This is a genomic window from Amycolatopsis tolypomycina (genome assembly GCF_900105945.1).
Classification (GTDB): Bacteria; Actinomycetota; Actinomycetes; order Mycobacteriales; family Pseudonocardiaceae; genus Amycolatopsis; species Amycolatopsis tolypomycina.
The window spans coordinates 5,200,471-5,212,283 of the sequence record NZ_FNSO01000004.1 but is presented as its reverse complement, the minus strand read 5'-3'; the positions used below and the strand labels follow the sequence as shown (position 1 = coordinate 5,212,283).

Sequence of the window (11,813 nt, the reverse complement as noted above, 5' to 3'; positions counted from 1 at the left end):
AGGAGGTCGAATGGACATCACCCGCAGAACCGTGCTCGGCGGCGCGCTCGCCGGGCTGGCCACGGCCGGCCTGACCCCCGCGTCCGCCGAAGCGGGCGGCGACGACTTCGGCTGGGCCGGGTTCCTGGGCACCGCGGACCTGGTCTGGCGGCGGCTGCCGAAGACCTGGTACGAGGGCCCGTTCCTGGGCAACGGGTTCCTCGGCTCCGGCATCTACGCCGAGCCGGGGCGCAACGCGATCCGGTTCAACGTCCAGCACAGCCAGGTCCAGGACCACCGGCCGGAGTTCGGTTCGCTGTTCGGACTGGCCCGGCTGCCGATCGGGTACTTCACGCTCGAACCGGTCGGCGCGATCACCGCGGTCGACTGGCGGCTGGACCTGTGGAACGCCGAGCTCAGCGGCACGATCACGACGGCGGCGGGCAGCCTGAGCCTGCGCGCGATCGTCCACACCGGACAGTCACTGCTCGCGGTCGAGGTCCGGCCCTCCGAGGGGGAACGCGGGTTCGCGTGGGTGTTCCACCCGGCGGTCGCGGTCAGCCCGCGCGCCGACCCGGTGTGGAACAAGCCGCCGCCCGCCGGGTACACCGCGAACCCGCCGGTGCAGCTGTCGACCAGCGGTGACACGCGGCTGGCCGTCCAGCCGCTGCTGGCCGGCGGCGAGCACGTGACGGCGTGGCGGGAGGTCACGCGCGGCGCCACGCGGACGCTGTACACTTCCGTGGCCTGGTCGCACCCGGAGAAGACGGCGGTGACGCGGGCGCTGGGCACGGTCCGGGCGCGGGAGTTCGCCGCGCTCACCCCGGACCACCGGCGCTGGTGGCACGGCTACTACCGGCAGAGCTTCCTGTCCATTCCGGACACCCGCCTCCAGAGCTTCTACTGGATCCAGCTGTACAAGGTCGCGTCGGCGGCGCGGCGCGAGGCGCCGGTGATGGCGACGTCCGGGCCGTGGCTCGAGAACACGCCGTGGCCGGCGACGTGGTGGAACCTCAACGTCCAGCTCGAGTACTGGCTGATCCACGGCTCGAACCACCTGGAGCTGGACGCGGTCAGCTACGCCCTGGACAAGTACCGGGCCAACCTGACGTCGCAGGTCGCTTCTCCTTATCAGCCCGACTCCGCCGGTATTCCGCGGACGACGGACATGACGCTGCTCAACGGCGTCTCGAACACGACCAGCGGCTTCCCGGTCGGCATCCCCGGGCAGGACACGCCGACGCCGGAGGTCGGCAACCTGACGTGGGCGCTGCACAACGTGTGGTTGTCCTACCGGCACACCATGGACCGCAAGCTGCTGCAGGGCACGCTGGTTCCCCTGCTGCGCAAGGCGATCAACTACTACCTGCACTTCCTTGCGCCCGGCCCGGACGGGAAGCTGCACCTGCCGCCGACGTTCTCGCCGGAGTACGGCGTCAACGCACCCGACTGCAACTACGACCTCGCGCTGATCCGCTGGGGCTGCAAGACGCTGCTGCAGCACGCGCCCGGCGACCCCCTGGCGCCGCGCTGGCGGAACGTCCTGGCGTCCTTGGTGGACTACCCGGCCGACGGCAACGGCTACATGATCGGCGCCGGGGTGCCGTTCGCGAAGTCGCACCGGCACTACTCGCACCTGCTGCAGATCTACCCGCTCTACGACGTCACCTGGGAGCAGCCGGAGCACCGGGCGATCATCGAGACGTCGCTGAACCACTGGGTCGGCTTCGAAGGTGCGTTGCAGGGCTACACCTTCACCGGGGCGGCGTCGATCTCGGCGCAGATGCTGCGCGGCGAGCAGGCCGCGTTCTACCTCGGCGAGCTGCAGCGGCGGTACATCCAGCCGAACACGATGTACAAGGAGTCCGGCCCGGTCATCGAGACGCCGCTGTCGGCGGCGAAGTCCCTGCAGGACATGCTGGTGCAGAGCTGGGGTGGCGTGCTGCGGCTGTTCCCGGCGGTGCCCGCGGCCTGGGGTGACGTCGCGCTGCGGGACTTCCGCACCGAGGGCGCGTTCCTGCTGAGCGCGTCCCGCGCCGGCGGGAAGACGCGCTGGCTGAAGGTGCACAGCGAGGCCGGGGCGCCGTGCGTGCTGCGGCCGGGCATCGACGGCGAGCTCGCGGTGACGGACGCGCGGGGCCGGGCGCGGCGCTGGCGGCGGCTGGCCGGCGGCGACGTCCAGGTGGAGCTCGGGTGCGGGGAAGACGCGTTCGTGTACCGGAAGGGGGACCGGCCGGACTTCGGCGTCCGGCCGGTCGCGCCGGGCGGGGCGAGTGTGCCGTGGGGACTGCCGTGATCGGCGTGTCCGCCCGGTCCTGACCGCAGTAGGGTGCTCCCCGACGAGGGGAGCGTGGATGAGCGAGCCGCCCGGCAGACCCGGGCCGTCTTCGACCACGGCGATCGTGCTGGTCACCGGGTCGGTCGTGGTCGTCGTGGTGATGGCGCTGGCGTTCCTGGCCTGGGGCTACCCGGGGTTCCTGCGCAAGCCGGACGGGTCCGCCGAAGGCGTGCTGTGGGCAGCCACGCCGTCGTCGGCCTCGCCTTCGACAACGGTGTCCGGCACCCCGGCCGCGATCCCCGGCGGCCGGGCGCCGATGCCGAAGCGGGCCAAGCCGCTGGCCGACCCGGTGACGTGCGCGTTCGTCCCGGACCCCGCCGCGCCGGCCCCGAAGAAGGTCGAGCTGCCGCCCGACGGCCCGGCGCCGTCGAAGGGCACGGTGGACGTGCGGCTGGCGACGACCGCGGGCGACATCGGGCTGACCCTGGACCGCGCGCTGGCGCCGTGCACCGTGGTCAACTTCCTGAGCCTGGCCCGGCAGGGGTTCTACGACGGGACGTCGTGCCACCGGCTGTCGGTGACCGCCGGCCTGCAGATGCTCCAGTGCGGCGACCCGGTCGGCGACGGCACCGGCGGCCCGGGCTACACGATCCGCGACGAGCTGTTCCCCGGGCTGACGTACGGCCGCGGCGTCCTCGCGATGGCGAAGACGCAGGCCCCCGACTCCGGCGGCTCCCAGTTCTTCCTGGTCTTCGGCGACATCACCATCCCGCCGGACTACACGGTGTTCGGCAGCATCGACGACCCGGGCCTGGAAGTCCTGGACCGCGTCGCCCGCCGCGGAACCGACCCGGCCAAGCCCGGCATCGGCGACGGCAGCGGCCCGCCCAAGACCCCGGTCACCCTCACCCACGTCACCGCCTCCCCGTGACGGAACGGTCGACACGCGTGATTGGGAGGTCGACACGCGTGATTGAAGGGTCGACACGGCCCCGCGTGAGCCGGCAGGTCCGGTCAGAGGTCCAGCACCAGCCGTGGCGAGGTTGCGCGGGACACGCACGGGTACATGCGGCCCGCCGCCGCGCCGATGTCGTCGCGGTGCTCGGGTTCGCCCGCCAGTACCGTGACCTCGCAGCTGCCGCACACGCCCTCCCGGCACGCCGACGGCACCGGCTTGCCGGCGTGGTTCAGCGCGTCCAGCAGCGACTCGTCCGCCGGGACCCCGACCACCTCGCCGGACCGGGCGCAGACCACCTCGAACGCGGTGTCCGGCCCGAACGTCCGCCGGGTGGGCTCGAACCGCTCGGTGTGCACGGCGGGGAACACCGCCTCCGCCGCGTCGACCATGGTCGCCGGGCCGCAGCAGTAGACGTCCGCGGCCGGGAACTCCGCCGCCAGTGCCGCGAGGTCCGGGCGGCCGAGCCGCACGCGTTCGCCGTACGCGGCAGCGAGTTCCGCGGCGAACGGCCGGCCCGTGTACGCCAGCGTCACCGCCGCCCCGGACGCGACGGCGGCGCGCAGCATCGGCATGATCGGGGTGATCCCGATCCCGCCCGCCACGAACAGGTACTCGCGGGCGGGCAGCAGCGGGAAGTGGTTGCGGGGCAGCGAAACCGGCAGCGTCCGGCCCGGCTGCAGGAACAGGTGGACGTACTCCGAGCCGCCGCGGCTGAGCGGGTCGAGGCGGACCGCGATGCGGTACTCCGACAGGTCGCCGGGATCGCCGCACAGCGAATACTGCCGCGTCAGCCAGTTCGGCAGCTCCAGGTCGATGTGCGCGCCCGGCTCCCACGGCGCCAGCGGACCTTCGTCGCCGCGCAGGACCAGCGAGACGACGTCGTCGGTCACGCGCTCGATGCGCTCCAGGATGGTCTTCTGCATGTCAGGCATGTCAGTACAGCTTCCGGTAGCCGTCTTCGAGGAGCTGGTCGAGCAGCGCCGGATCGAGGTTCATCTTCTCGGCGGCGATCTCGCCCGCCGACGGCAGTTCCGCGGCCAGCGCCCGGCTCGCCGGGTCCCACAGGCGCGACCGGATCAGCGCGCGGCCGCAGTGGAAGTAGCACTCGGCGACGTCGACGACGATCGCCAGCTCCGGCGCCTTCGCCTCGGTGCGCATCCGGGCGAGCACGTCCGGATCGTCGGTGACGTACGCGCTTCCGTTGACCCGCAACGTTTCCCGCATGCCGGGGACGAAGAACAGCAGACCGACGCCGTCGTTCTCGGCGATGTTGCGGAAGGAGTCGGCGATCTTGTTGCCGGGCCGGTCGGGCAGGGCGAGCGTGCGCTCGTCGAGCACCTTGACGAAGCCCGGGTAGTCGCCGCGCGGCGAGCAGTCGGCGCGGCCCGCGGCGTCCGCGGTGGCCAGCGTCAGGAACGGCGAGTGCGCGATGAAGCGGCGGGCGTGGGCGTCGATGCGGTCGCCGATCTTGGCCTTGATCATCGCCTCGGGCTCGCCCAGCCGGGCCCGCACCTCGGCCGCGGAGACGCGGCGCAGCGTGTTTGTGCTGGTCATGGCACAATTATGAGCAAATATTCAGGTCTTGACTACTCGCTTTCCCGGAGGGTTCCGTGCCGTCGGACCAGCGCCGCATCCAGCCACGTAAACAGCCGCGTCAGGTGCGCGCCGAGCTGACCCGGCAGCGGATCCTGACCGCGGCTGCTCACGTTTTCGCCGAGCACGGCTACGCCGCCGGCACCACCAACCGCATCGCCGAGCGCGCCGGCCTCTCGATCGGCTCGCTGTACCAGTACTTCCCGAACAAGGACGCGATCCTGGCCGAGCTGCTGACCCGCCACCTCGACGGCGGCACGGCGGCCGCGGCGAAGCTCCTGACCGGCCCGCTGCCCGGCTCGATCGAAGAGGTCTTCCGCGTCTTCGTCCGGCTCGCGGTCGAGGCCCACCGCGACGACCCCCACCTGCTGCGCATGCTGCTCGAGCACGCGCCGCGGTCGAACGAGCTGCTCGAGCGGGTCGGCCGGGTGAAGCAGGAGATGGTCGGCCACACCCGCGCCCTGCTGGAGGGCCACCCGGAGGTCCGCGTCGCCGACACCGCGACGGCCGCCCGCCTGGTCATCGCGACGGTCGAGCTGGGCGTCCACGACCTGCTGGCCGAGCCCGACCCGATCGACGCCCGGCGGCTCGAGGACGAGATGGTCGCGATGCTGACCCGGTACGTCACGGGGTGAACTGGTAGGCGCCGGCGTCGACGCGGGTGCCGATCGCGTTGCCGTCGACGTCGATGTCCGCGTACTTCTTGACACCGAGGCCGATGGCCGGGCTGCCGGTCTTGAGGATCAGGTTCGTCGCGGACGTGAACTTCGGGTCGGCGACCTTGTCCGTGGTGCCCGGGGTGAACTGCCGCTGCCCGCCGTAGAAGACGTTGTGGTCGGTCGCGGTCCAGCCGGTGTCGGCGTACCCGACCTTCAGCGCGGCCTGGATGACGTTCTGGGTCAGTTTCAGCGTCTGGTTGGTGCAGCCGCCGTAGCAGACGAACCCTTCGGATTCGGCGTGGCTCAGCCGGACGGAGTTGTTGCGGAAGACCGTGCCGGTCACCGGGCCGTTGCCGTCCTGGGCGCCGCGGGTGACGATGCCGCCGCGCGTCTTGGCGCCGAAGACGGCGTTGTACTCGTAGACGTTGTTGCGGGACACGCCGTCCGGGTCCTTCGCGTCGGTGCCGAGCTCGGTGAACGACTCGTTGTCCTCGGAAATGTTGTGGTGGATGACGTTGTCCGAGCCCCAGAAGACCTCGACGGCGGCACCGTCGAGACCGCCGAAGTCCTCGCTCGCCGCGATGGAGCCGCTGATCCGGTTCCAGCCGATGTCGGATCCGTTGCCCTGCACCAGGATCGCGAACGCGCCGGAGTCGTCGTTGCCGCCCGGCGTCACGACGGTCATGTGGTTGTTGTCGACGAGGTCGTTCTGGGTGACCTCGGTGCCGTCGGCGCTCGGCGCGATGTAGACGCCCGCGCCGGCCCCGGTGATGTAGTTCGAGAGCACCTTGTCGTGATCCCCGCCGACCTCGACGCCGGCCCACGAGCACCGCCCGGCGTCGGCCGCGACGCCGACCTGCAGGTCCTGCACGGTGATGTAGTCGCCGGGCAGGTTGATGCAGGCTTCGCCGTTGCCCTGGACGATCGGGCGGGCACCGGCACCGTAGGCGCCGATCGTCACCGGCGCGGCATCCGAGCCGCTGCCGAAGACGGAGAGGCCACCGGTCCAGGTGCGCCCGCGCCGCAGCAGCACGGAGTCCCCGGGCTTCAGTTCGGTCGCGGCCACCTTGGCGAGGGACTTCCACGGAGCATCCTGCGACCCGGCCGCGCTGTCGTTGCCGAGGGCCTGGTCGACGTAGTAGGTGTTCGGCGCGGCGGCAGCCCCGGGGGCGGTGACCATGGTGGCGGCGAGGGCGGCGAACACGCCGAGCGAGAGCAGTTTCCACTGGTTCGACATGGCCCGCGAGGCTAAACCGGAGCCGTACACGGGACGTATAAGGAAGTCGTGACCGGATGGCTTCGGGGAGGGTGGGGCGGTGCTGCGCTTGCTGGGGGAGGTGGGTGCCTGCGTCGACGGCGTGCGGGTCGACCTGGGCCATCCCAAGCAGCTCTGCGTGCTGGCCGCGCTGGGCGTGGAGCGCGGGCGGGTGGTGCCGGTCGAGCGGCTTGTCGAGCGCGTCTGGGGCCGCACCGCGCCGAGACGCGGTCTCGAGACGGTGTACAGCTACCTGTCCCGGCTCCGGCGGGCGCTCGACCCGATCGAGGGGGTGGCCATCGTCCGGCGGCCAGGCGGGTACGCGCTCACGGCGGACACCGCCCCCGCCGTGGTCGACCTGTACCGCTTCCAGGACCTGCGGGCCCAGGCCGGTGCCGACACCGATGACGAACGGGTGGCAGCGCGGTTGAGCGAGGCGCTGGCGCTGTGGGGTGGGCGGCCGCTGACCGGTCCGGCAGGCGAATGGGTCGACGCCGAACGGGAACGGCTGGAAAACGAACGGCTGGTGGCCCAGCTGGAACTGACCGAGACGCGGCTGCGGCTCGGTCAGGGCAGCCGGCTGGTGGCCGAGCTCGCAGACCTGGCCGTCGCGCACCCCTACGACGAACAGATCGCCCGCCATTACATGGCCGCCCTGCACCAGGCGGGGCGGACGTCGGACGCGCTCGCCCACTACCGGGAGATCCGCGCCCGGCTGGCCGAAGAGCTGGGCATCGACCCGGCCGCCCCGCTCGAGCACCTGCACCGGCAGATCCTGGCCGCGGACCCGAGCGCGGCGGCCACGGCTTCCGCGCCGCCCGTGCCGCGGCAGCTGCCCCCGGCGATCCGGGACTTCACCGGCCGTGCCGGCCACCTGGCCGCCCTAGACGCCCTTCTCCCGCCCACCGGCCGGAACGGTGGGCCCGCCGTGGTGATCGCCGCGCTCGACGGACCGGGCGGCATCGGCAAGACCGCCCTCGCGGTGCACTGGGCCCACCGCGTGCGGCACCGGTTCCCCGACGGCACCCTCTACGCCGACCTGCGCGGGTACGGTCCCGGCCGTCCCGCGAGCACCGACGACGTCCTCGACGGGTTCCTCGCCGCCCTCGGGGTGCCGGCGCCGGCCGGTTCCGGTGCCCGGGAAGGACTGTTCCGCAGCCTGCTGGCGGGGCGCCGGATGCTCTTGGTGCTGGACGACGCCGGCAGCGAGGAGCAGGTCCGGCCGCTGCTGCCCGGGACACCCGGCTGCATGGTGCTGACCACCAGCCGGGACCTGCTCACCGGGCTCGTGGTCACCGAAGCGGCGCATCGGCTGACCGTCGGCCCGCTCACCCCGCCGGAGGCCCTGCGGCTGGTCACCGGCATCATCGGCGCGGCGCGGGCGGCAGCCGAACGTGACGCGGTGGCCGAGCTGATCGCGCGGTGCGCGCGGTGGCCGCTGGCGCTGCGGATCGCGGCCGGGCGGGCGGCGGCCCACGAGCACGCCACAGTCGACGGCATCGTCGCCGAACTCGCCGACGACCGCTCCCGGCTCGACGCGCTGAGCTGGGGGCGGGACCCCAGGGCGGCGGTCCGCACGGTACTCGGCGGGTCCTACGACCGCCTGCCCCCGCGGCAGCGGCTGCTGTTCCGCCGGCTCGGCCTGCACCCCGGCTCCGACGTCTCCCCGCCCACCGCCGCGGCTCTCGTGGGTTTCTCGCCGCGCGAGACGCACGTCCTGCTCCACTCGTTGGCCGACGCGCACCTCATCGAGCCCGTCGCGGGCGGCCGCTACCGGTTCCACGACCTGCTGCGGGCCTACGCGGCCGAGCAGGCCCGCGAGCACGACGACCCCGGCCACCGGCGCCCGGCCGTCGGCGCCCCGTGCAGCAACGCCGCGGACCGGCGGCCCCGCCCGGCCGGGACCCGCCTGGCGGCCGCCCTGCGCCGAGCCGTCGCGGGGGACGGGGACGCGCTCGCCGGGCACCTGGCGGACTTCCTCGTCCTGCTGGGCGCCCGGGAGGATGCCGAGGCTTTGCGCCACGTCGAGGACGCTTTCGTGCTCGACCGCGGTTTCGACCCGGACCGCCGGGAGAGGGCCTCGGTGCCGCCCCCGCCGGCTTCGGGAACCACCGGCGACGAGCCCGGCACGCCGGCCGGGGTGCCCCGGTGAGCCGGCCGCCTGCCCGGTTCCGCGGGCAGGCGGCCGGGCCGGTCAGCGGACGATCGTGGTGTGCCCGGCAGCCAGCAGCGAGCCGGTGTGACTGCTGTACTTCTCCGAGTACGTCTGGAAGGTCCAGCGCCCGCTCAGACCGGTCAGCTTCGGCGTCCAGCACCGCGTCTGCCCCGGTCCGATGCGGTCGTTGCCGCCGGGCGTGTCGCAGGTGATGGTGTCGACCAGGATGCCGTCGCGGTACCGGTTGAGGTAGACCTGCGCCCACTGGCTGACCGTCATCGGGCTGTTGTAGATCGCGAAACCCCAGTAGTCGTAGTTGCTGTCCCGGCAGACTTGCGCGCTCCCGACGGCGGCTCCGCCCGTGATGGGGGTCACCGGTGCCGACCCTTCGACGACCCCGTAGCTGCTGCCGAACTGGCAGTTCGGCGCGGCCTGTGTCTGCGCCGAGGCCGGCAGAGCCACGGAAACCAGCGCTGCCCCCGCCAAGCCCAGCGCCGCGATGACCTTCTTGAGCATGTGTTCCTCCCCGTCTTCGAGCGGCGGTCGCCGCGTTCCCAGGATGCGTCGGCGACCGTGTGCCGCCCTTGCGGAATTCCTGGAACGCCCTGCTCAGCGGTCCCTGGCCGCGAGCGCCGCCTGGGTCCGGCTCGTCACGCCCAGCTTGGCCAGCACGTTGCCGACGTGCACCTTCACCGTCCGCTCCGCCAGCCGCAGCCGGGCCGCGATGTCGCGATTGGACAGTCCCTCGCCGAGCAGCTCCAGCACGTCCCGCTCACGCGGCGTCAGCTCACCGCCGCCGCTCAACGCCGAGGCCGCCGCCGGGCTCAGTGCCGTCACGCCCTGGTGGGCGGCGCGGACCGCGGCCGCGAGCTCGTCGCCCGAGGAGTCCTTCAGCACGAACCCCGCCGCGCCCGCGCCGAGCGCTTCGCGGATCTCGCGGGGCCGGCCGACCGTCGTCAGCATCAGCACCCGGGGCGCCGAGGGACCGAGCCGCCGCAGGACCTCGAGGCCGTCCATCCCCGGCAGGTACACGTCGAGCAGCACGACGTCGGCCTCGACGGACGAGGCGAGCAGCTCCGGCCCGCTCGCGTACTGCGCGACGACGGCGAGGTCCGGCTGCGCGCCCAGGATCAGCGCGATCCCCTCGCGCACCAGCGCGTGGTCGTCGACGACCTGCACCCGGATCATGCCCGCACTCTACTGTCGGCCCATGCGCCAGTCTCTCGTCACGACGGCCGCGGTCGCCGCGGTGTTCTTCGCCAGCGGAGCGTGGACGCCGCAGCAGGGGTGGCTCGCCGCCGGGCTCAGCGCGGCCCAGCTCGTCCCGCTGCTGTGGGCCCGCCGGGCGCCGGCCCTCGTGCTCGTGGTGGTGACCCTCGCGACGGCCGGGCACCTGCTGCTCGACCAGCCGCGCAACACGATGTACGTGCCGGTGCTGCTCGCCCTCTACAGCACGCCGCAGCGCTGGCTCGCGGCCGCGGCGGCCCTGGCCACCGGCGCGGCGGTGTTCCCGGCGAAGGGCCCGCTCGACGGCACGGTACTGGCGGTGGCGATCGCCGCGGTGGCCTGGCTGCTCGGCGCCGAACGCCGCCGGGCGCTCGCCGACCGGGCCGAGCGGGCGGCCCGGCGGCTGCACGATACGCTCGCCCAGACCACGGCCGTCATGCTCGTGCAGGCCGAGACGCTGCGCGCGGTCGGCGACCTGACCGCCGCCGACCGCGAACGCCTCGACACCCTGCTGGCGGCCGGCCGGGGCGCGCTCACGCTCGTCCGCCGCACGCTGGACGACCTGCGCGACGACGCCGAGCGTGCCCCGGACCTCGCCGGAGTGCTGGCCCGGCTCCGCACCGCGGGCCTGGTCCTCGACCGCGACCCGGTGCTGCCGGACCTGCCTCGCCCGGTGCGGGAGCTGGCCGAGCGGTTCGTCGCGGAAGCCGCGGTGAACGCCTTGCGGCACAACGGTCCCGGCGTCCGGCTGCGCCTCGACGTCCGGGCCGGCGAGCGGGTGACGATCACGGCGCGGAACACGCTCAAGGGAACGCCGGGCGCGAGCAGCGGCTACGGGCTGGCCGGGCTCGCGGAGCAGGCGACAGCGGCCGGCGGCGCGCTGACCCACGGCCCGCGCGACGGCGAGTGGGTCGTCAGCGTCGAGCTGCCAGCAGCTGCGACACGGTCACGAACCGGAAGCCGCGCTGCTTGAGCGCGTCGACGATCGGCCCGATCGCCTGCCGGGTCGGCTCGCGGGCGGCGTACATCGGGTGCAGCAGCACGATCGAGCCGGGGCGCACCTGGTCGACGGTCGTCTTCGCGATGGTGGCCGCGTCGGGCGTGCCCGCGGAGTCCGGCTCGACGTCCCAGGTGATCGTCGTGCGGCCGTGCGACGCGAGGTAGCGGGGGAGGGCGAAGAGCTTCTTGCCGTTCGGCGGCCGGAAGTGGATGTCGCCGGTGTAGCCGGTGGCGCGGATGAGGGCGTCGGTGGCTTCGACCTCGTCGGCGACCCAGGACGGCGTCACGCCGATCATCCGGTCGTGGCTGAAGCTGTGGTTGCCGAGCTCGTGCCCGGCGGCGGCGATGTCCTTCGCCAGGTCGGGATGCGCGGCGATGTCGCGGCCGATGAGGAAGAAGGTCGCCGGGACCTGGCGGGTCTTCAGGGTGTCGAGGACGGGTTCCGTCCCGGCGGGGTCGGGGCCGTCGTCGAAGGTGAGGGCGACCAGCTTTTCGCCGGTCTCGACGCGGTTCACCAGGGTGCCGAAGAACTGGAACGTGCGGGAATCGGCGATCTGGAGGAGCGTGTAGGCGCCGGCGATGACGACCACCAGCGCGGTGGCCGCGGTGATGGTCCACCTCCGGGCGCGGCGGGATTTCATGATCATGGCCGTCAGCCTGGTGGTGGGTGGTGGGGCGGGGAAGCGGCGAAGGTACTAGTACCTCGTCAG

General features: G+C 73.1%; 11 protein-coding genes. 5 read left to right on the top strand and 6 right to left on the bottom strand.

Annotation, left to right across the window (positions count from 1 at the left end; genetic code table 11):
* Positions 1 to 10: 10 nt before the first annotated feature.
* Positions 11 to 2,275: a glycosyl hydrolase family 95 catalytic domain-containing protein gene (locus BLW76_RS33370; RefSeq protein ID WP_091314974.1), complete on the top strand. Its 2,265-nt coding sequence runs from the start codon at positions 11 to 13 to the stop codon at positions 2,273 to 2,275.
* 58 nt (positions 2,276 to 2,333) lie between these two features.
* Complete coding sequence (locus BLW76_RS33365; protein ID WP_091314970.1) at positions 2,334 to 3,188, top strand: peptidylprolyl isomerase; 855 nt, start codon at positions 2,334 to 2,336, stop codon at positions 3,186 to 3,188.
* 83 nt (positions 3,189 to 3,271) lie between these two features.
* Here BLW76_RS33365 and BLW76_RS33360 read toward each other — a convergent pair whose 3' ends face one another.
* Positions 3,272 to 4,138 carry a PDR/VanB family oxidoreductase gene (locus BLW76_RS33360; RefSeq protein WP_208613592.1) on the bottom strand — a complete coding sequence of 289 codons (867 nt, stop codon included), beginning with the start codon at positions 4,136 to 4,138 and terminating at the stop codon, positions 3,272 to 3,274.
* A 10-nt stretch (positions 4,139 to 4,148) separates the two neighbouring features.
* Positions 4,149 to 4,769: an MSMEG_1061 family FMN-dependent PPOX-type flavoprotein gene (locus BLW76_RS33355; protein ID WP_167384817.1), complete on the bottom strand. Its 621-nt coding sequence runs from the start codon at positions 4,767 to 4,769 to the stop codon at positions 4,149 to 4,151.
* Positions 4,770 to 4,825: 56 nt separating this feature from the next.
* On the opposite strand from BLW76_RS33355, the gene BLW76_RS33350 reads away from it, so the two are divergent.
* Positions 4,826 to 5,443: a TetR/AcrR family transcriptional regulator gene (locus BLW76_RS33350; protein WP_208613444.1), complete on the top strand. Its 618-nt coding sequence runs from the start codon at positions 4,826 to 4,828 to the stop codon at positions 5,441 to 5,443.
* Here BLW76_RS33350 and BLW76_RS33345 read toward each other — a convergent pair.
* Entirely contained in the window at positions 5,433 to 6,704 is a 1,272-nt protein-coding gene (locus BLW76_RS33345) for a chondroitinase-B domain-containing protein (RefSeq protein ID WP_091314960.1), read from the bottom strand. The genes BLW76_RS33350 and BLW76_RS33345 overlap by 11 nt on opposite strands.
* Before the next feature lie 79 nt (positions 6,705 to 6,783).
* On the opposite strand from BLW76_RS33345, the gene BLW76_RS50570 reads away from it, so the two are divergent.
* The gene (locus BLW76_RS50570) at positions 6,784 to 8,874 is read left to right on the top strand and encodes an AfsR/SARP family transcriptional regulator (protein WP_091314958.1); all 2,091 of its coding nucleotides are present in this window, start codon (positions 6,784 to 6,786) and stop codon (positions 8,872 to 8,874) included.
* 42 nt (positions 8,875 to 8,916) lie between these two features.
* Here BLW76_RS50570 and BLW76_RS33335 read toward each other — a convergent pair whose 3' ends face one another.
* Together BLW76_RS33335 and BLW76_RS33330 are read right to left on the bottom strand one after the other, a co-directional pair.
* Positions 8,917 to 9,393, bottom strand: a complete 477-nt coding sequence (locus BLW76_RS33335; RefSeq protein ID WP_091314955.1) for a hypothetical protein — start codon at positions 9,391 to 9,393, stop codon at positions 8,917 to 8,919.
* Positions 9,394 to 9,486: 93 nt separating this feature from the next.
* Complete coding sequence (locus BLW76_RS33330; RefSeq protein WP_091314952.1) at positions 9,487 to 10,065, bottom strand: LuxR C-terminal-related transcriptional regulator; 579 nt, start codon at positions 10,063 to 10,065, stop codon at positions 9,487 to 9,489.
* 22 nt (positions 10,066 to 10,087) lie between these two features.
* On the opposite strand from BLW76_RS33330, the gene BLW76_RS33325 reads away from it, so the two are divergent.
* A complete protein-coding gene (locus tag BLW76_RS33325; protein WP_091314950.1) occupies positions 10,088 to 11,077 on the top strand; it encodes a sensor histidine kinase in 990 nt (329 codons plus the stop codon).
* On the opposite strand, the gene BLW76_RS33320 is transcribed toward BLW76_RS33325, so the two are convergent.
* Positions 11,019 to 11,750 (bottom strand): polysaccharide deacetylase family protein, encoded by a 732-nt coding sequence (locus BLW76_RS33320; protein ID WP_167384816.1) that lies wholly within the window; start codon positions 11,748 to 11,750, stop codon positions 11,019 to 11,021. The two genes, BLW76_RS33325 and BLW76_RS33320, sit on opposite strands and share 59 nt — an antisense overlap.
* Positions 11,751 to 11,813: the final 63 nt, after the last annotated feature.